The 20,981-nt window shown below is 46.6% G+C and carries 15 protein-coding genes and 1 tRNA gene; 12 read left to right on the top strand and 4 right to left on the bottom strand.

What is annotated here, in order from left to right:
* Positions 1-59: 59 nt before the first annotated feature.
* Both ABUL11_RS00455 and ABUL11_RS00450 read right to left on the bottom strand, forming a co-directional pair.
* On the bottom strand, positions 60-1,010 hold the full coding sequence (locus ABUL11_RS00455) for an HpcH/HpaI aldolase/citrate lyase family protein (protein WP_350281895.1): 951 nt from the start codon (positions 1,008-1,010) through the stop codon (positions 60-62).
* A gap of 377 nt (positions 1,011-1,387) precedes the next feature.
* Positions 1,388-1,480 (bottom strand) — tRNA-Ser (locus ABUL11_RS00450).
* Positions 1,481-1,654: 174 nt separating this feature from the next.
* Here ABUL11_RS00450 and radA point away from each other — a divergent pair.
* Positions 1,655-3,004 (top strand): DNA repair protein RadA, encoded by a 1,350-nt coding sequence (gene radA, locus ABUL11_RS00445; protein WP_350281894.1) that lies wholly within the window; start codon positions 1,655-1,657, stop codon positions 3,002-3,004.
* Between the two features lie 101 nt (positions 3,005-3,105).
* Here the strand turns inward: radA and ABUL11_RS00440 are convergent, their stop codons facing one another.
* Both ABUL11_RS00440 and ettA read right to left on the bottom strand, forming a co-directional pair.
* Complete coding sequence (locus tag ABUL11_RS00440) at positions 3,106-4,473, bottom strand: DEAD/DEAH box helicase (protein ID WP_350281893.1); 1,368 nt, start codon at positions 4,471-4,473, stop codon at positions 3,106-3,108.
* 268 nt (positions 4,474-4,741) lie between these two features.
* Positions 4,742-6,409, bottom strand: coding sequence for an energy-dependent translational throttle protein EttA (gene ettA, locus ABUL11_RS00435; protein ID WP_350281892.1), 1,668 nt, complete (start codon positions 6,407-6,409; stop codon positions 4,742-4,744).
* 803 nt (positions 6,410-7,212) lie between these two features.
* Between ettA and ABUL11_RS00430 the strand changes: the two genes are divergently transcribed.
* The 11 genes from ABUL11_RS00430 (at position 7,213) to ABUL11_RS00380 (ending at position 20,785) form a co-directional block, all read left to right on the top strand.
* On the top strand, positions 7,213-7,830 hold the full coding sequence (locus ABUL11_RS00430; protein WP_350281891.1) for an XrtA/PEP-CTERM system exopolysaccharide export protein: 618 nt from the start codon (positions 7,213-7,215) through the stop codon (positions 7,828-7,830).
* A 42-nt stretch (positions 7,831-7,872) separates the two neighbouring features.
* Positions 7,873-9,423, top strand: a complete 1,551-nt coding sequence (locus ABUL11_RS00425) for an XrtA system polysaccharide chain length determinant (protein ID WP_350281890.1) — start codon at positions 7,873-7,875, stop codon at positions 9,421-9,423.
* A gap of 82 nt (positions 9,424-9,505) precedes the next feature.
* Positions 9,506-10,441: an XrtA-associated tyrosine autokinase gene (locus ABUL11_RS00420; RefSeq protein ID WP_350281889.1), complete on the top strand. Its 936-nt coding sequence runs from the start codon at positions 9,506-9,508 to the stop codon at positions 10,439-10,441.
* Positions 10,442-10,536: 95 nt separating this feature from the next.
* The gene (locus ABUL11_RS00415; protein WP_350281888.1) at positions 10,537-12,018 is read left to right on the top strand and encodes a TIGR03016 family PEP-CTERM system-associated outer membrane protein; all 1,482 of its coding nucleotides are present in this window, start codon (positions 10,537-10,539) and stop codon (positions 12,016-12,018) included.
* A 17-nt stretch (positions 12,019-12,035) separates the two neighbouring features.
* On the top strand, positions 12,036-12,869 hold the full coding sequence (locus ABUL11_RS00410) for an XrtA/PEP-CTERM system-associated ATPase (RefSeq protein WP_350281887.1): 834 nt from the start codon (positions 12,036-12,038) through the stop codon (positions 12,867-12,869).
* Positions 12,866-13,714: an XrtA system polysaccharide deacetylase gene (locus ABUL11_RS00405; RefSeq protein WP_350281886.1), complete on the top strand. Its 849-nt coding sequence runs from the start codon at positions 12,866-12,868 to the stop codon at positions 13,712-13,714. The genes ABUL11_RS00410 and ABUL11_RS00405 overlap by 4 nt, the downstream gene beginning before the upstream one ends.
* Before the next feature lie 25 nt (positions 13,715-13,739).
* Complete coding sequence (locus ABUL11_RS00400; protein WP_350281904.1) at positions 13,740-14,789, top strand: FemAB family XrtA/PEP-CTERM system-associated protein; 1,050 nt, start codon at positions 13,740-13,742, stop codon at positions 14,787-14,789.
* Between the two features lie 6 nt (positions 14,790-14,795).
* Positions 14,796-16,010 (top strand): TIGR03087 family PEP-CTERM/XrtA system glycosyltransferase, encoded by a 1,215-nt coding sequence (locus ABUL11_RS00395; protein ID WP_350281885.1) that lies wholly within the window; start codon positions 14,796-14,798, stop codon positions 16,008-16,010.
* A 109-nt stretch (positions 16,011-16,119) separates the two neighbouring features.
* Positions 16,120-17,652 (top strand): exosortase A, encoded by a 1,533-nt coding sequence (gene xrtA / locus ABUL11_RS00390; RefSeq protein ID WP_350281884.1) that lies wholly within the window; start codon positions 16,120-16,122, stop codon positions 17,650-17,652.
* Between the two features lie 16 nt (positions 17,653-17,668).
* Complete coding sequence (locus ABUL11_RS00385; protein WP_350281883.1) at positions 17,669-18,835, top strand: TIGR03088 family PEP-CTERM/XrtA system glycosyltransferase; 1,167 nt, start codon at positions 17,669-17,671, stop codon at positions 18,833-18,835.
* 12 nt (positions 18,836-18,847) lie between these two features.
* Positions 18,848-20,785, top strand: coding sequence for an XrtA/PEP-CTERM system amidotransferase (locus tag ABUL11_RS00380; RefSeq protein ID WP_350281882.1), 1,938 nt, complete (start codon positions 18,848-18,850; stop codon positions 20,783-20,785).
* Positions 20,786-20,981 lie beyond the last annotated feature (196 nt).

The following is a 20,981-nucleotide window of genomic DNA, read 5'->3' as shown; positions in this document are numbered from 1 at the left end:
TTGATTTTAATCGGAGATGGCTGAATTCAGTATTTTTAGAGGTTTTCCTGGATATTTGCCTATTTGCTTTTGGCAGCAATCGCTTCCGCCATTCCGACGATGTTATTTGCCATTCTTTCCGAGGCGGCATCGATCAGGCGCCCATCAAGTGAGGCTGCACCTTTACCTTGAGCTGCTGCTTCTTTCAATGCTGTCAGAATGCGTTTCGCTTTGTCGACTTCTGATGTAGGTGGTGTAAAGACTTCATTGGCCAGTGCGATTTGTGTCGGATGAATTGCCCATTTACCTTCGCAACCTAGTGCTGCAGCGCGTCTGGCTGCCTGTTTGTAACCTTCGGGATCCTGAATGTCACCAAACGGGCCATCGATCGGCCGCAGACCGAATGCGCGGCAGGCAACGGTCATTCTGCTGATGGCCGCATGCCACTGATCCCCAGGATAATCCGGATTGAGCCCGCCAATATTGGTGGTGCGGGCACGGTTGCTGGCGGCGTAGTCAGCCACACCGAAATGCAGAGCTTCCAGACGCCCGGCTGTTCCTCTGCGGGCAATGTCTTCAACATTAGCCATCCCCAGTGCTGTTTCGATCAATGCTTCCACACCGATCCGGTTTTTCAATCCCTGTTGCATTTCAAGCTGGCTGAGCATGGCTTCCACCATATAGATATCAGCATAAACACCCACTTTGGGAATCAGGAGCGTATCGATCTTATGCCCGGCCTGCTCAACCAGATCGACTACATCACGTACCATGTATTGGGTATCGAGGCCATTGATGCGTACGGAGAGCGTGACACCGTGGCCTTTCCAATCCAGGTCATTGATTGCCTGAATGATATTTTTTCTTGCCTGGATTTTATCATCCGGTGCAACTGCATCTTCCAGATCCAGAAATATGAAATCCACTCCACTTTTCAGCGCTTTTTCAAACATTTCGGGACGAGAGCCTGGAACAGCCAGCTCGCAGCGTTGTACACGCGATGTTTTGGTCTCATATAGTGTGTGACTCATTATTCCTCCAACGGATTAAAGATGTTATATGTGGATACTAAAATATATGAATACTGCCGGTGGGGTTCCGGTCGTTCATAAAGACCAGCAGATGTGTGGAATTGAAGGGTAAAACCGGAAACACGGGAGTGATATTTTTGAAAATTTGGCAGCATTACCAGTCGGATTTGCGAAATTATAGCACTGGCAACGATCCGATTTCAGGCATTCCTTGATATCACGCAGTGCGCCGGTGAAGTGTGACCGAGCATAACTGCCGTGATACAGCTTTCGGGTTCTCTGGTTGCAATGAGTGGATCAGTCAGTTTTGCTGCTGGAGGGTATGGTCGCAGGACTATCTGGCGAGGGTGTAAAACGTTTGATATATACTTGGAATTTGGCGGAGAGGGTGGGATTCGAACCCACGTGCCAGGAAATCCTGACCATCTGATTTCGAGTCAGCGCCGTTATGGCCACTTCGGTACCTCTCCGGTGTGCGGCGAGCAACGGGTGTTATTTTATCAGTTTTTCAGCCTGTTTATCGTTGAGCTGCTTTGCATAAAGGGTTATCACTTGTATTACTGTTCTATTTGGCAAGAGCGCGCTGGTCGTAATGGCGAGCTTTACTGTCATCTGTTCGAAAATTCCAATCATGTGATCCGTTCATGACCAGGCTCAAGACACTTTATGTCTGCAATTCTTGTGGCGGACAGACTTTGAAATGGCAGGGTCAGTGCCCGCATTGCCGTGAATGGAATACATTGACTGAAACCGTTCAAGAGAAGAATGTATTGCGTTTTTCCCCGGATTCGGCGCAGAAGCAGGTGCTGAGTCTGAGCGAAGTCGAGACTGAGGATATGCCTCGTTTCCTGACGGGGATGGATGAGTTCGACAGGGTGCTGGGAGGAGGGTTGGTACAAGGCGGGGTTGTATTATTAGGCGGCGATCCGGGTATAGGTAAATCGACGCTGTTGTTACAGGCATTGTCCCGAATGTCTGCTCACCATCGGGTGTTGTACGTCAGTGGTGAAGAGTCCATGCAGCAGGTAGCGTTGCGTGCAAGGCGGTTGTCTCTGGATGTGGCCAAGGTTGATTTGTTGACCGAGATCCGGCTGGAGGCGATTCAATCGATTTTGGCTGAACATCGTCCGTGTATCGCGATTATCGATTCGATTCAGACAATTTATTCCGAAACATTACACTCTGCGCCCGGTTCGGTGGCTCAGGTGCGTGAATGTGCGGCGCGACTGACTCGCTTCGCCAAAACCAGTGGTACCTGCCTCGTGCTGGTAGGGCATGTAACCAAGGATGGTGCATTGGCCGGGCCGCGTGTTCTGGAGCACATGGTGGATACGGTGCTCTATTTTGAAGGGGATACACATTCGACATTTCGTTTGGTTCGTGCTTTCAAAAACCGTTTTGGAGCAGTTAACGAGCTGGGCGTTTTTGCCATGACTGAAAAAGGATTACGGGAAGTGGGAAATCCTTCGGCGCTGTTTCTTTCCCACCATAGTGTACGTGTACCAGGTACTTGCGTGATGGTAACGCAAGAGGGCACACGTCCTCTGCTGGTAGAAATCCAGGCGCTGGTGGATGAGGCGCATGCACCCAGTCCCCGAAGATTGTGTGTTGGACTGGAACAGAACCGGTTGGCAATGTTGCTGGCGGTGCTGCACCGCCATGCCGGCATTCCCTGTTTCGACCAGGATATTTTCATCAATGCAGTTGGAGGGGTCAAGATTACTGAACCAGGAGCTGATCTGGCGGTAATGCTGGCGATCGTTTCCTCACTGAAGAATCGGGTTTTACCTGAAAAAACAGTCATATTTGGAGAAATTGGACTGGCAGGTGAAATACGGCCGGTGCAGCGAGGACAGGAGCGAATTAAAGAAGCTGCCAAACTGGGTTTTACCTGTGCGGTTATTCCAAAGGCCAATCAGTCCAGGCAGGCTGTCAAAGGAATTGAAATCATCGCTGTGGAGCGGGTAGAAAAAGCTGTCAGTGCACTTTTCTGAGTTTTGAACGAATTATGTGCAGATTTTTCATGTGATTAGCACGCAGTGAGCCAAATGACCCGGGTACTGGCGTGATAGTCAATACCCGGGAAATGCCGGTTTTACTCCGTGCGAGCAAAACGGTCGGTACTGTTGAATTTACTGTCCCTGAACGGGCGTTTCCGGGTTTCGCGAGCAAATGGTTGCCCGAATCCAGTATCTTTGTCTCCTCGGTAACTCGGGGAAGCATTACGCGTATTGGAACTATCCGACCATGAACGCCGGGGTTTGTGTGCGGCAGAAGATGATCTTCTTCCCGGTTTATCATCACCGCGACCAAATCTTGGTTTAGTGCGAGGTTCTATGCCGGGTATGATATGAAATTCAAAGCGATTGCCGGTAAACCGTTCGATTCTTTTCAGATGGGCAACATCTTTTCCGGATGCGAACGAAACCGCGATACCGGAAGCACCAGCCCGGCCGGTTCGCCCGATGCGATGCACATAATCTTCTGCAAACTTTGGCAAATCGAAATTGATGACATGGGTAATATCGGCAATATCGATCCCGCGTGCAGCGACGTCTGTAGCTACCAGGATCTTGAGCCGACCCTGACGCAGGCCGGTTAGAGTGCGTGTACGTTCACGCTGCGTCATATCTCCGTGCATGGCTGCAGCCTTGTGTCCCTGGGAAGAAAGGTTGTCCGCGAGGGAATCGGCATCACGTTTCGTTGCAGTAAATACGATCGCCTGTTTGATGGTGGTATCACGCAGCAGGTGATCCAGCAGCCTGTTTTTGTGTATGAGATCATCTACATAATGCATACGCTGTTCAATGTGATCGAGTTTGGTATGCTGAGCAGCTACCTGAATCCGTTTCGGTGTTTTCAGCAGACGCGCAGCGATTTTCTCGATTGCAACGTCCAGGGTTGCTGAGAACAGCAGAGTTTGCCTGGTGGCAGGTGTCGAGAGAGCGATACGCTCGACATCCTGGATGAATCCCATATCCAGCATGCGGTCTGCTTCATCCAGAACCAGCATTTCCAGTCGCGAGAAATCTATCCGCCCGCGCTCGATGTGGTCAATTAAACGACCGGGTGTGGCAACCAGTACGTCGACGGTTTGTGACAGGAGCTTATTTTGCAGGGGGTAAGGCATGCCGCCCAGAATACTGACGACGTTGACACGTGACAGGAATTTTCCATATTTGCTGGCGGCATCTGAAACCTGTAGAGCCAGTTCACGTGTTGGTGTCAGAACCAGTATGCGTGGGCCCCGTCCGCGAATTTGTGTGGGTGTGGCCAGACGATGCAATGCTGGTAGCATGAAGGCAGCTGTTTTACCGGTTCCGGTTTGTGCACTTGCCATGACATCATGGCCCACGATCAGCTCCGGAATGGCTTGCTGCTGAATTGGGGTGGGGGTGGTATAACCCGCTGCCACTACGGCTTTTACAATTGCGGGATGCAGATTCAAATTTTCAAATGACACTTTGGTTTTCCTGATAATGAAGAAATTTAATGCGCAAACAGGAATATACCGCAGCAAATAATTGCTGGTACCGCTGGCGCAAATCAATAAAACATCGCTGCTAACCAGGGATACCGCACAATTTCGAGAAGAAACAGAGAAATCTGGAGAGGTCAGAAACGATGAAACCTAAAACCCTGCCTTGAACTTGATAGAGGCAGGGCGGTAAGTATACAGTAAATTACAGTAAAGATTGAATTTTGTGGGATTGCTGAGCGTAAGCAGCTGATTAACGGGTAATCGGCTTGTAGCGAATTCGTTTGGGTTTGGCCTCTTCTTCTCCAAGGCGCTGGCGTTTGTCGGCTTCGTATTCCTGGTAGTTACCCGTAAAAAACGTGACTTGTGAATTGCCTTCAAAGGCCAGGATATGAGTGGCAATGCGATCCAGAAACCAGCGATCATGAGAGATTACCAGTACACAACCGGCAAATTCCAGCAAAGCGTTCTCCAGTGCCCTCAGTGTTTCTACATCTAGGTCATTGGAAGGTTCGTCCAGCAGCAGTACGTTACCCCCCGCTATCAATGTCTTAGCAAGATGTAGCCGGCCTCGTTCCCCACCGGAAAGTGTTCCGGTAATTTTTTGCTGATCAGGACCTTTGAAATTAAAGCGGCCAAGGTAGGCGCGTGCAGGTGCTTCATATTTGCCAACGATGAGCATGTCGTTTCCGCCAGAGATGGCGTGGAATACGGTCTGACTATCAGCTAGAGCATCACGTGACTGATCCACATGGGCGATTTTTACTGTTTCACCTGTTTTGATTTCACCCGTATCTGGCTGTTCTTTCCCTGTAATCATACGGAACAAGGTGGATTTTCCGGCACCATTGGGGCCGATAATTCCAACGATTGCACCAGGCGGTATTCTGAAATTCAGGTTGTCAATCAGCAGGCGATCTCCAAATCCCTTGGAGACATTGATAAATTCGATGATTTCATTCCCTAGCCTGTCTGCAACAGGAATGAAAATCTCCTGCGTTTCGTTACGTTTCTGGTATTCCTGGGAGCTGAGTTCTTCAAATCGGGCCAGTCGGGCCTTGGATTTTGCTTGTCTGCCTTTGGGATTTTGCCGTACCCATTCCAGCTCTTGTTTGAGTGATTTCTGGCGGGCGGATTCTGTACTTTCTTCCTGTTTCAAACGTGTTTCTTTCTGTTCCAGCCAGCTTGAATAGTTCCCCTTCCAGGGAATACCATGGCCACGATCCAGTTCCAATATCCATTCTGCTGCGTTATCCAGGAAATACCGGTCGTGTGTAACGGCTACTACTGTGCCGGGAAAACGTGCAAGAAATTGTTCGAGCCATTCGACCGATTCCGCATCCAGATGGTTGGTGGGCTCATCCAGAAGCAGCATATCCGGTTTGGATAGAAGCAGTCTGCAGAGTGCAACGCGACGTTTCTCTCCTCCTGAAAGGTGCTGGATGTGAGCATCCCATTCCGGAAGACGTAGTGCATCAGCAGCTATTTCCATCTGTTGGGACAGATTGTCCCCATTTTGTGTGGTCAATATTGCTTCCAGTCGTGATTGCTCGGCTGCCAGTGCTTCGAAATCGGCGTCTGGTTCGGCGTAGGCCGCATAAACCGCTTCCAGTTGTTGTTGTGCATTGAATACGTCTCCGAGTCCTTCCTGGATTGTTTCGCGCACAGTAAGTTGGGGATCCAATTGCGGTTCTTGCGGCAGGTAGCCAATGTTGAGATTCGGCATGGGTGTACATTCCCCTTCAAAATCTTTATCCACCCCGGCCATGATTTTTAGCAGAGTGGATTTGCCAGAGCCATTCAAGCCGAGCAGACCGATTTTTGCTCCTGGAAAGAAACTCAGTGAGATGTCCTTAAGAATGACGCGTTTGGGAGGGACGATTTTACCGACGCGATTCATGATTAAAACGTATTGAGCCATAAATGCTTTATTGATCCTGAATTTAAATTGATCTGAACAATCTAGAATCTGGGGAGTTTCTGCCGGGATTTAATAAAAAGTGGTGGTTTAAGGCTGGCAGCTGGTGTAGTAGAGCAATGATCTACGTCTGGCTATATTAAAAGGCAAAAATGTAAAAGGCAAATGGCAACACTGAAGAAATGAAGTGTTCTATCGAGCGGACGGAGTTGTTGTTTAAGTAGATACTAGCGGGGGGATATGAAAGTTACGGTTCACTATACATCGGAGAGAGTTCAAGTTTTTATTGTTCCAGCCGAAATACACGTTACTGAATTTCGAAAGATAGCCGAAAAAGTGGGGGGAGAAGTACTTAGAGTTGAATTTACATCGTTGGATTCAAGGCCTCATCAGTATCATGCCGAAGAACGGAAGCACTAGCAGCAACTCTGAATAGCTGGTCACTGTTGTAAAAATGTGCCTTATAGTTCTAAAAAACTTGTCATGTTAAAAATATTGGTTGATTTACCGATATAGTTTAGTCGTAATATTTCTGACGCTAGCCGGGGTGTATGTTTATCGGATGCCATATCGGGGTGAAAATAAGTGATATTAGTCATATTCCATCATTTAAAAGTGTAGTAGGTTATACCTATTTCATAAGCAGATTTTTCGTTACGGTCCCTGTTGTTGCGGAGCGCTGCTGAACTGATAGATAAACTATAAGTTACCCGATCTGCAGATAAGTAATAGTAATATGTATGGCTGTAGTGCCTGTAGTGAGAATCAGGGTTAGAGGCACGTTTGTTTTTTATTGAGGGTTTCGAGTGAATATTTCCATTAAAGCCTGGATAGTTAGTCTATCAGTTATTTTTTATCTGCTTACGCTCGGTGGTTGCACGACTTATCCACTACTTTCTACTCAAGGTGAACAGGTACCGCACGATTATCTGATCGGGCCGGGCGATACGTTGAATATCATCGTTTGGCGCAATCCGGAAATATCTATGAGCGTGCCGGTGCGTCCGGATGGGAAGATTACTACGCCACTCGTAGAGGATTTGCCGGCAAGTGGAAAGACCTCAACTGAACTGGCGCGTAGTATCGAAGAGACTCTTTCAAAGTATTTGCAGCAGCCGGTAGTTACCGTTGTCATAACTGATTTTGTTGGACCATTTAGTGAGCAGATCCGGGTGATCGGCGAGGCAGCGCAACCGCAGGCATTACCTTATCGGGAGAATATGTCATTAATAGATGTCATGATTGCGGTGGGAGGGTTAACTGATTTTGCAGCAGGAAACAAAGCGAGAATTATTCGGAAAGTCGATGGTGAGCAACAGCAGTTTCGGGTCAGACTGGAAGATCTGATTCGGGATGGTGATATCTCCGCCAATGTTCCGGTTTATCAGGGTGATGTGCTGGTTATTCCTGAAAGTTTTTTTTGATTGATCTGATCGCAATCGTGATAAATGAAGAGGTGACCCGATATGAGTGAGTTGATTGCTCAACTGCTGGTTTATATCAAGGGTATCTGGAAGTATAGATGGGTTTCAGTTGTGGCTGCATGGGCTATCGCGATTGCTGGCTGGTTCTTCGTTTACCAGATGCCAGATAATTATCAGGCTTCTGCACGGATTTACGTCGATACCCAGAGTATTCTGCGTCCGCTGATGGCGGGCATGACAGTATCTCCTAATCCGGATCAGCAGATTACCATAATGAGCCGGACGCTCATCAGTCGACCGAATGTCGAGAGAATCATTCGTATGGTTGATCTGGATATCAAGGTTACTGATGATAGTGTCAGAGAGAAGCTGGCCACTACATTAATGAAGGATATCAAGCTTGCAACGACGGGTAGCGATAATATTTTCATGATTTCTTATGATAACAAGGATCCAAAGTTAGCTAAAGATATCGTCCAGTCGCTGTTGACTATTTTCGTTGAAGGTGGGCTGGAAGGTAAAAAACAGGATTCAGCTTCTGCGCTGCGTTTTATCGACCAGCAGATTGCTGCTTATGAGGAAAAACTGGTTGCTGCCGAAGCAGCGCTGACAGCTTTCAAGCAAAAGAATATTGGTTTCTTACCCGGGCAAGGAGGGGACTATTACAGTCAACTGGTGTTAGCCGCAGAAGAATTGGAAAAAGCCAGGCTTACCTTGCTTGAGGCTGAGCAGGCGCGTGATGCGGTCAAGAAGCAAATAACGGGTGATGAACCGATGCTGTTGTTCGAAGTGGGTGAAGTATCACCACAAAGTATCGTCAATCCGGAGATCGATTCCCGTATTCAGGCATTGAATACGAATCTGGATAATTTAATGTTGAATTTTACTGATCAACATCCTGATGTGGTTGCTACTAAGCGGCTGATTGCTCAATTAGAGGAGCGTAAGGTTGAAGAGGCCAAACTTATCGGTACGGGTAATAATCGTGGTAAGAATTATGATCCGATGATGCAGCAACTGAATATTGCGCTAGCTGAATCCGAAGCACAAGTGGCGTCCATGAAGGCACGTGTAGCGGAGTATGAGGCCCGCTTTGAACGTCTGAAATCCATGAGTAATACAGTTCCCGCCGTAGAGGTGGAGATGCAGCAGCTTAATCGTGATTACAATGTGAATAAAGCTAATTATGAGAAGCTGCTGGAGCGCAGAGCATCCGCTGAAATTTCTGGGGAGTTGACTTCTACTTCAGGCCTGATGTCATTCAGGATTGTTGATCCTCCTACAGTTCCGGAAACTCCATCCGGACCGGATCGTAATAAATTTTTTACACTTGTTTTGATTGGAGCTTTGGCTGGAGGGATTGGTTTTGCTTTCATTATCAGTCAGATTCGGCCCACATTTCACAGTCAGAGTACTTTGAGAGAACTGACAGGTTTACCGATTCTGGGGACGATTCCAATGGTGTGGACAGAACAGGAAAAATTGAAAGACAAGAGAAAAATTTATGCATTTGGTATTTCTTTTCTGATGCTGATGGCATGTTATGTTGTCTTGATGATGTATGTAAAACCGCATGGAATGATGGCCACCTGAATTGATGGTGTAAAGGCTGTGGTTATGTTTATTCAAAAACACAGGTTTACTTGGATACGACTGGAATAATAACGGAGTGGATATGAGCCTGATAGAAAGGGCTGCGGACAAGCTTGTAAAAAATGATATGAATCGTTTTACGCCAAGCAGTGTGTCGCAGCATGGTTCTCGTGAAGGAATCGGCCCTGATTCGTTGTTTCCCCCTGACGGCGTGTCGGGTGAAAGGACCGAACATGACAGGATTGTCAAAGAAAAAGGGGGAGCCAGTCTTTTTAATAAACCTGCTGGTACAAATAAAACAGTTAAAAAAATCGAAATCGATTTGGAAAATTTGCACCGTAAGGGTGTTGTCACACTTCATCATACTAAATCTGAGATAGCTGAGCAGTTTCGGCTGATAAAGCGTCCATTACTTGCTAACGCATTCAATCCGGACAGTGGAGTAAAGAACGGTAATCTGATCATGGTTACCAGTTCTCTATCCGGGGAAGGGAAAAGCTTCTGTTCACTGAATCTGGCAATGAGTATCGCAATGGAAATGGATCACCGGGTTTTGCTGGTAGATGCTGATGTTGCGCGCCCCTCTATTCCTGCAACTTTAGGTTTCAGTCCGGAAGAACTGGGATTACTGGATGTACTTCGTGATTCACAGTTGTCGATATCTGATGTGATGATGAAAACCAATGTAAAAAAATTGACGTTGATACCAGCGGGAAGGCGCCATACACATGCGACTGAATTGCTGGCCAGCCAGAGTATGCGGTCTATTCTGGTAGAGCTTGCACAGCGCTATCATGATCGTGTGGTAATTTTTGATTCTCCCCCGTTATTGCTGACTAGTGAGGCGAGAGTACTGGCAGGCCAGATGGGACAAATTGTCTTGGTAGTCGAGGCAGAGAGAACAACTCAGCAGACAGTAAAGGAAGCTTTGCAGCAGATCGAAGCGTGTGATGTGGTTAACCTCATTTATAACAAAGCCAGGGCACATGGCAGTACCGGATACTACGGCTATTATTGATGAAATTACTTGGATGCAATAATGGCAGCTTCTCTCGTTGGGAGAGGTATCTTAGGGTTAGCTGCGTTATTGGGTTGGGCAGCTGGGTCTTTCAGGTGAGTGCAGCAGAGTGGAATATCCAGCCACGGTTAACGGTTAGTGAGACCTATACTGATAACGTAAGACTGGGGGGAGGAATCGGTTTTGGGGGATTAGGCGGATTTGGCAGTGGTAGTGAATTTATTACACAGATCAGTCCGGGAGTGAATATAACAGGCGAAGGGCATCGTTTTAAGTCAAATCTCAATTACACTTTGAATAATCTCGTTTATGCAAAAAATGAGCGATTCCGGATACGGAATTTATTGAATGCTGATACGAGTGCTGAAATTATCAAGCACCATTTTTTTATAGATGGTCGAGCAGCAATTTCCCAGCAGAATGCTTTTTTATTTGGATCTCAGGCGCTGGATAATGCTACCTTGACAGGGAATCTGAGAAATATTTACAGGTGGAGTATCAGCCCCTATGTGCGTCAGCGTTTCAGCAATCTTGCTTCAGGTGAAGTTCGCTACGTTCACGGCGAGGTTAGTTCAAATGTCAACAATTTTTCCAATAGCAGTTCTGATACAGCAATTCTTTCTCTGAATAGCGGTTCGGCGTTCAAGACGCTTGGCTGGGGAATCAATTACAGTCATACACAGATCGATAGAAAATATGCTAGGCCCAATCTTGGGAGGTTGCAAACGATTGAGCTGGAACGAACTACTGGTATGCTCAGATATGCTGTAACGTCACAATTTAACCTGATCGGTACAGCGGGGTATGAACGTAACAGTTTTATTTCGATAAGAGGGCGAACATCCAGCCCTTTGTGGACGGTTGGTTTTTCCTGGACGCCTACCAAAAGGACAAAAATTGATGCATCGGGAGGAAAAAGATTTTTCGGGAATACTTACGCGGCGTCAGTTGATCACCGTACTCGCAATACAGTATGGAATCTGAGTTACATAGAAGATATCTCCACTTTCGGTCAGCAATCTCTGGCTGGTGGCTCGATTCTGAATGCCTCTATGTTGAGCCAGTTATTTTCTGGTTTGCAGGGAGGAGAAGCGTTATTGAACCAAGGGCTTCCATCCTCATTTGCTGATCCAAATAATTTTCTGACTAATCGTTTGTTTTTACTTAGACGTTTACAGGCTTCGCTTACTATAAATGGTAAGAAAAACTCACTTGTATTTCGTGGATTTAACTATTCCAGAAAATCATTCAGTTCGGATGAGGAGGATGCTGATTTGATTGGTATTGGTAATGCAGTACTGACCCGGGATACTACTCAGACTGGGGGTAATATATTGTGGAATTATCGGTTGTCTCCTAGAACAAGTGCCAATATCAATCTGGGATACATAAGAACCAGTTATGATGCAGTTAATCTGAAAGATGACAACATGATAGTGAGGGCTGGCTTGAATAAACAATTTACCTCTCATATCACTGGTTCGATCATGTACTATCACCTGCAGCGTGAATCCAATCGCAATAATAGTAGCTATGATGCCAATGCGGTGACAGCGACTTTGAATATGAATTTTTAGAAAGTTGAAGCTTTATTATGTATTTAGCCTACTATGGTTTTGTCGAGAAACCATTTCAGTTAAAGCCTGACCCGAATTTCTTTTTCCCCAGTCGAGGCCATAAACGTGCTGCGGCTTATCTTGAATATGGTCTTTCGCAGGAAGATGGTTTTATCATCATTACAGGTGATGTAGGCGCTGGGAAAACAACCTTGATGCGCTACCTGTTTCAGAAGTTGAAGCAGGAGCGGGTGGCGGCTGCACAACTGGTAAGTACAAGGTTGGATCCGGATGATGCTCTAAGAATGGTGGCCGCTGCTTTTGGGCTGGTTTATGAAGGTTTGTCCAAGGCTGCACTGTTGCTCGAACTTGAGCGGTTTATGCGCAAGTGTGAACGGGAAAGTACACGAGCCTTACTAGTGGTTGACGAGGCACAAAATCTTCTTCCACAAACACTTGAAGAGTTGCGAATGTTATCCAATTTTCAATCAGATAACAGACCTTTGTTACAGACCTTTTTACTTGGCCAGCCAGAGTTCAGGAGAACATTGCTCGGCAATCAAATGCAGCAACTACGCCAGAGAGTCATTGCCACCTATCATTTGGGTCCGTTGGATCAGGCAGAAACCAGAGCTTATATTGAACATCGTCTTCAGAAAGCCGGCTGGAGTGGTAATCCTGTATTACAGGATGAAATTTTTGAGGTGATACATAATTTTTCTGCTGGAATTCCTCGTAAAATCAATCTGTTTTGTGACAGATTGCTGATTATGGGATGTTTGGAAGAATTACAGACTTTGGGTAAAGCTGAAGCGAATGAAGTAATGTTTGATATTCAGAAAGAATTTGATCTGACGGTTTCCCCTGAATGAGTCCTATGATCCGTAATGCGTTGACTATTGATGTGGAAGATTATTTCCAGGTATCAGCTTTTGCCCGCCACATCCCGCGTTCTTCCTGGGATAATCTGCCATGCAGGGTCGAGCGTAATATTGACCGGATCCTCATGTTGCTGGATGAGCATGAAATCAAAGCTACTTTTTTCACGTTAGGCTGGATAGCAGAACGTTATCCGTCTATGGTAAAAAGAATTGTTGAGAATGGTCATGAACTAGCTAGTCATGGTTATGCTCATCACCGTGTTACTGAGTTAAGCCGCAGGGAGTTTTATGATGACATTACCCGTAGTAAATCCTTGCTGGAAGATATTGGTGGCTGGTCTGTACAGGGATATCGTGCTCCAAGCTTTTCTATTAATGGAAATAATCTTTGGGCACTGGATTGTCTGGGAGAAGCGGGTTATCGGTATAGTTCAAGCATTTATCCGGTAGCGCACGATCATTACGGTATGCCGGATGCACCTCGTTTTGCTTTTAACCCCGAGGCTTCCCGAGGAATACTCGAATTACCAGTTACTACCGTACGTTTGTTCGGACGTAATTTTCCGGCGGGTGGTGGTGGCTATTTCCGTCTCTGGCCCTATGTGATCTCACGCTGGTTCCTGCAAAGAGTCAACACAGTTGATCGTCAACCTGCGATTTTTTATTTTCATCCGTGGGAGATTGATCCCAATCAGCCTCGGCAAACAGGAATCAGCTTCAGAACACGTTTCCGCCATTATCTCAATCTGAATCGTATGGAAAAACGCCTTAGTGCCCTGACCCAGCATTTTGACTGGGGGCGTATGGATCAGATTTTCCTGCGACAGTCAGTGTAAGTTCAACAGTATTCTTGTGCAGAATATGCTTTGTCTATTTCCAGGCGCATTACCAGGGATTTCTGTGTTATCTCCAGATAAATTCCAGGCGTGGGATGAGTTCGTTATGGCCTGTCCTGAAGCAACCTTTTTTCATCGTGCTGGGTGGCAGCAGGTAATAGAACAAGCTTTCGGACATAAAACCTGGTTCCTGTATGTAGAAGAGGACGGGTGTATTCAAGGTGTGCTGCCTCTGGCGGAGGTTGACAGTTTATTGTTTGGACACAGTCTGAGTGCTTTGCCATTTTGTGTATATGGCGGTATTGCTGCAATATCGGATGACGCACGAACCCGTCTTGATCAGGTAGCCCAGATGCTGGCAACACATCTGAAGGTTGATTATCTGGAATATCGTCACCTTCGTCCGTTTCATCACGACTGGGCCACCAAAGATCTATATGTTACGTTTCGCAAAACTATGGATCCGGATGTGGAGCGAAACATGTTAGCGATTCCCCGCAAACAGCGGGCTATGGTACGTAAAGGAATAAAATACGAGCTGCAGAGTTATCTAGATAAAGATATAGAACGTTTTTTCCAGGCCTACTCGGCTAGTGTGCATCGCCTGGGGACACCAGTTTTCTCCCGCAAATATTTCCGGTTACTGAAAACTGTTTTTGCAGAAGATTGTGAACTGCTCATCATCACTAAAGATGAAAATGTGGTTAGTGCAGTTATGAGCTTCTATTTTCGAGATGAAGTGCTGCCTTATTATGGCGGTGGAACAGATGCAGCTCGAGATCTGGCGGGTAATGATTTCATGTACTGGGAACTGATGCGGCATGCCTGTGAACGAGGTTATCGGATTTTTGATTTCGGACGTAGCAAGCAAGGAACCGGATCGTATAGTTTTAAAAAGAACTGGGGGTTTGAACCACAGCCGTTATTTTATGAATATCAGCTTCATCAAGCAAAAACGATTCCTGAACATAATCCACTTAATCCAAAATATCAACTTTTTATCAAGACATGGCAGAAGCTGCCATTAGCTCTCGCCAATATGATAGGCCCGCATGTCGTTAAGAATTTAGGCTGAGAAGGGATGCAAGGGCTTCTTTACCTGACACACAGAATCCCTTATCCACCCAATAAGGGAGACAAAATACGTTCTTTTCATCTCCTGCAACACCTGAGCAAACGCTATCGTGTGTATCTGGGGACATTCATCGATAATGAAGAGGACTGGCAGTATGAGGATAAAGTCAGGAATTACTGTCAGGATGTATGTATTGTCGAGTTAGATCCACTGTCAGCCAAGATAAGAAGTTTGTTTGCGTTATCTGGGAATGATCCGCTGACGCTAGCTTATTATCGTAATACGAAACTGATGCAATGGGTTAAAGCGGTGTACAGCAATGAACATATACAAGATATTGTGATTTTTTCTTCTGCCATGGCGCAATATGTGGAGCGCTTACCTGCTTGCAGACGTATCATCGATTTTGTGGATGTAGATTCGGATAAATGGCGACAGTATGCTTTATCAAAGTCTTGGCCGTTCAGCCTGATTTATCACAGAGAATCACGATGCTTGTTGAATTATGAAAGGAAGGTAGCGGAAAAATTCAGTTATTCGACTTTTGTTTCTGAAAAAGAAGCGGAATTATTCCGACAGCTTGCTCCAGACGCAGCAAGTAAGACGACATTTTTCAATAACGGTGTCGATACTGATTTTTTCTCCCCTCAACGAAGTTATTCCAACCCTTACGCGGCTGCAAAGAAAGTGCTGGTATTTACAGGCGCCATGGATTATTGGGCTAACATTGATGCAGTAAGCTGGTTTGTAAATTCAGTATTTTCTGCTATACGCATGAAACAGCCTGATGTCGATTTTTATATTGTGGGTGCTAAACCAGCTAGACAGGTACAGATGTTGGCAGATTTGCCGGGTATTTATGTAACTGGTGCCGTTGAAGATATCCGCCCATATCTTATGCATGCGGCGGTAGCAGTTGCTCCCTTGCGGATTGCGCGCGGCATCCAGAACAAGGTGCTGGAGGCAATGGCCATGCAAAAACCTGTTGTTGTTTCCATGCAGGCGATGGAAGGAATTCATGCTATATCAGGAAGGGAACTGGTAGTGGCTGGAGATGCCAGGGGTTTTGCTGAGCAAATTCTCTTGCTTCTCGATTCTGATAAACAGGAAACCATGGGACGATTGGCGAGAGAACGAGTTTTGCGAGATTACACCTGGCGAGCCAATTTGTCGCGAATTGATGCATTACTTGCAGGACCTTCAGAGGTTAAGGTTCAGTAAGAACGAGCCGTTTCTACCCGTATCATGTTATCGGAAGGTTGTTTTAATTAACGGTTTTGTTATGAGTATTACGATTCAATCACAATGTGATGTTGTCGAGAACAGAAGGATGAATAAACGAAGTGTAGCGGTATTAATTACCCTGTTTGTAATCGCTGTCATCCTGGGTATTTATCATCCAACCGTTGAATCGATGGTAGCGACCTGGAATCGATCTGATACCTATGCCCACGGTTACCTGATTTTTCCGTTCAGTATGTATATGATTTGGAAAAAGCGTGCAATGCTGGCGACAATTCAATACTATCCTGACTATATCTCATTGTTGGTGTTGGTCGTGTTGGGGCTGGGGTGGTTATTGGCTTCTGCTTCAAATGTCCAAGTGGCGGAGCAGTACGCTCTCACAGCAATGATACCTGTCGTCGTCTGGGCTTTGCTTGGTTTTCGCGCTTTCAATACTATTCTGTTTCCACTCGCATATCTATTGTTTGCCGTACCGTTTGGTGAGGTATTCATTCCACCTCTCATTGATTTCACAGCTGATTTTACCGTCGGTGCGTTACAGGCAACGGGTATTCCAGTTTATCGTGAGGGGAGCTTCTTCAGTATTCCCAGTGGTAACTGGTCGGTTGTGGAAGCCTGTAGTGGAATACGTTATCTGATTGCTTCAGTGACGTTGGGAACACTTTACGCCTATCTGACCTATCACAGTATCAGCCGGCGACTGGTATTCATCGCGTTCTCGATCGCGGTGCCGATTGTTGCCAACGGGATACGCGCGTACTTGATCGTGATGACTGGTCATCTCAGTAATATGCAATTGGCTGTCGGTGTCGATCATTTGGTTTATGGCTGGATTTTCTTTGGTCTGGTCATGCTGCTGCTGTTCTGGATCGGCTCGTTCTGGCGAGAAGATTACTTCGATGAGGTCGGATCAGTTGAGAACGCTCCTCTAGCCAGTTTGAAATCTTCTTCTGTTCCAGTTAAATCCATACTGGGTATGGCTGGATTGGTGATAGCCGTCGTTACGATCTGGCCGGTTTATCTGAATTATTTGAATGATAAATCTGATATGCGCTCGGTACCGGAAATCAGTATGGTGGATCCTTCCGGGAAATGGAGTACACATCCGGTTCCTCTTACTGACTGGATGCCTGGATATACCGGCTCTCCCAAGCAATTCATCGGCCATTTTTCTCATAATAATAAACACATTGGTCTTTATATAACGTATTACCGGAACCAGGATCAGGATAACAAACTGGTCAGCTCCAGCAACGTTCTGGTGACTGATCGGGATAGCGGATGGCGAAATGTGGATGGGAGCAGGCGTAATATTTCATTGGGTGATACACCGTTTACCGTACACCAGAACCAGTTACATGCTTCGAAAGAGCGTCTGCTGATCTGGAGATGGTTCTGGCTGACCGACCATGAAACGGCTGATCCTTATGTTGCTAAGATGATCCAGGCGTTGAATCGGGTTCGGGGTAACGGGGATGATGGTGCCGAAATTATTATTGCCGCGAGCTATGAACATGATCTGGAAGAAGCTGCAGTAGTGTTGCGTGAATTTATCACTGATATGCAACCAGTGATTGCCAGAAAACTGCTGGCTGTTCACAGCGCACAGACTGACTGAAACAGAAGCCAGAGTAATGCCTCATCCTCCTCTGATTGCGCATGTGATTTTTCATCTTGGAGTAGGCGGGCTTGAGAATGGCTTGGTGAATCTGATCAATCATATTCCTGAGAATCGTTACCGACATGCCATTATTTGTCTCAGAGGATTCTCAGAATTTCACAAACGCCTTAACCGAGATGATGTCGAGATCATTGCGCTGAACAAACGCGAAGGAAAAGATTTTAGTATTTACGGCAAACTTTACAGAGTATTCAAGCGCCTCAAGCCGGATATCGTACATACACGCAATCTTGCGGCCATGGAAGCTCAGGTGGTTGCTGCTGCGGCAGGGGTGAAGGCGCGAGTACATGGAGAGCATGGCCGGGATATTTTTGACCTCGATGGTAAAAACTGGAAATACAATTTGTTGCGCAAGGCGATTCGCCCATTCATTCATCATTTCATTACTGTCAGTAAAGATCTGGAAAACTGGCTAATCAATACGGTGAAGGTATCTCCAGTGAAAGTACACCAGATTTATAATGGTGTGGAGCATCTGCGTTTCCATCCTGGTGGTATTGTCCCGATTGAGATATTCCCTCCGGGTTTTTTCGATGACCGGCCGTTTGCCGTGGGTAGTGTCGGCCGAATGGCGGCAGTCAAGGATTTCCCAACATTGGTACGAGCTTTTCTGATGCTGCGAAATGAGTTATCTGCAACCGGTAGGCGGCCATTACGACTCATTATTGCGGGAGAGGGTGTTGCGAAAGCGGAGTGCGAGACCATGCTGCGTTCGGCCGGGGCTGAGCAATTTGCCTGGCTTCCGGGGGAACGTGACGATATTTTTCGATTGATGCAGGCAATGAATGTGTTCGTACTGCCCTCTTTAGGGGAGGGAATTTCCAATACTGTTCTGGAAGCCATGGCGAGTGGTTTGCCAGTTATTGCAACCCGGGTGGGGGGTAATACTGAGCTGGTCCTGGAGGGAGAAACCGGCTGTCTGGTGCCGCCGGGAGATCCGGTTGCACTGGCGGGTGCGATACGTCAGTATTATCAAAACGATACTATGGCACACAGACACGGACAATGCGCACGAGCGGTCATTGAGCGGCAGTTCAGTATGCGTGCAATGACAAATGGTTATCTTACGGTTTATGATCGGGTACTGGATTATAAATCAAACACTGAAACGATCAACTGACCGGATAAAAATATGTGTGGCATAACAGGTGTATTTGATACACGCAGCTCGAGTGAGATTGACCGTAATCTGCTCCATCACATGAATGAGACACTGATGCATCGGGGGCCGGATGAAGGAGAGGTATATGTTGAACCAGGATTGGGATTGGGGCATCGCCGCCTGTCGATCATGGATGTATCCAGCGGTCAGCAACCGTTGTTCAATGAGGACGGCAGCGTGGTCGTTGTCTTCAATGGTGAAATCTATAATTTCCAGAAACTGGTCGGGGAATTGACCGCGCTGGGTCACCGATTTCGTACCCATTGCGATACGGAAGTGATCGTACATGCTTGGGAAGAGTGGGGCGAACGTTGTGTCGAGCGTTTTAGTGGTATGTTTGCCTTTGGTATATGGGATCGTAACCGGCAAACGTTGTTCATGGCACGTGACCGGCTGGGTATTAAACCATTTTATTATACGTTGCTGGATAACGGATTATTTCTCTTTGCCTCGGAACTAAAAGCGCTGCTGGTTTATCCGGATTTTGACAAAACGTTCGATCATCGGGCGATAGAAGATTATTTTGCCTATGGCTATATCCCTGAGCCGAGAACTATTTTTAAGAAGGCCTTCAAACTGAATCCTGGTCATCTGTTGTTACTGCAGCGCGGACAACAGACTGTGCAATCCCGTCAATACTGGGATATACCGTTTACACCACATGACCCTTTGAATGAGCAGGAAGCTGCAGAAGAACTGATTGCCCGATTGCGAAACGCGGTGGACAGTCACCTCATGAGCGAAGTGCCGCTGGGTGCATTTCTTTCCGGTGGGGTGGATTCCAGCGCTGTTGTCGCGATGATGGGGGGACTGATGAAAGAACCGGTCAATACCTGTTCAATCGCTTTTGCCGATCCTGCTTTTGATGAATCGGACTATGCCCGATTGGTTTCTGATCGCTACCAGACCCGGCATTTTGTCGAACAGGTGGAACAGGATGATTTTGATCTCATAGATCGGCTGGCTGCATTGTACGACGAGCCATTTGCTGACAGCTCCGCCATACCGACTTATCGTGTATGTGAGCTGGCCAGAAAGCGGGTGACAGTGGTCCTTTCCGGAGATGGAGGAGATGAGAATTTCGCCGGCTACCGCCGTTATCGCTGGCACATGCTGGAAGAGCAGTTACGCTCGAAATTGCCACTGGGATTGCGGAAGCCTTTATTTGGTCTGCTGGGTAGCGTGTACCCTAAAGCTGACTGGGCGCCGAAATTTTTGCGTGCTAAAACTACTTTCGAATCCCTTGCCCGTGATTCCGTGGAAGGTTATTTCCACAGCGTATCCATTCTGGATAATAAGCTGCGTATGCAGTTGTTTACCCGGGATTTTTATCATGCTCTGCAGGGTTATCGGGCGGTAGAAGTATTACGTGATTACGCGGATAAAAGCCCGACAAAAGAGGCTTTATCACTGATTCAGTATTTGGATATGAAAACCTATCTTGTGGGCGATATTTTGACTAAGGTGGATCGCGCCAGTATGGCTCATTCGCTGGAAGTTCGAGTTCCACTGCTGGATCATGAGCTGGTCGAATGGGTTTCGGGGCTGCCAGCTTCATTGAAACTGCGCCATCAGGAAGGGAAGTACATTCTCAAGAAATCGCTTGAACCCTATTTACCGCACGAAGTGCTTTACCGGAACAAGATGGGTTTTTCGGTACCTCTGGCAAGCTGGTTTCGTGGCCCATTGCGTGATCGTGTCCATAGCGCACTGCTTGGCAATACACTGGCTGATACTGGAATTTTCGATATGGGATTCATCAAAAAAATGCTCGACCAGCACCAGTCCGGGAGCCGGGATTACAGTGCGCCTATCTGGACGTTGTTAATGTTCGAATCTTTTCTTAGGAATACATTCAATAATACAGGGCATGTATTGAATAAACTCCGAGATCAGAAAGTTGCTTGACGAAAGTAGACTGATTTATGTTTGTAATCATTCTGCAGGTTTTGAGTCAACTAAAGATCGTGCTCCGGAGTGGGCAAGCCTGATTCGATAAATTTCAAATTTCAGTAGTTTCTGACACCTTAAGCCGGTAGTGATTATCACTGATACTCAGGCCTGGTTCGCTGAGATAATCCCGCATATATTATCTGGGTACCGG

It is taken from the genome of Nitrosomonas sp. (genome assembly GCF_040256045.1).
Classification (GTDB): domain Bacteria; phylum Pseudomonadota; class Gammaproteobacteria; order Burkholderiales; family Nitrosomonadaceae; genus Nitrosomonas.
The sequence above is the reverse complement of the archived record's forward strand: the minus strand, read 5'-3'. Positions and strand labels throughout refer to the sequence as shown.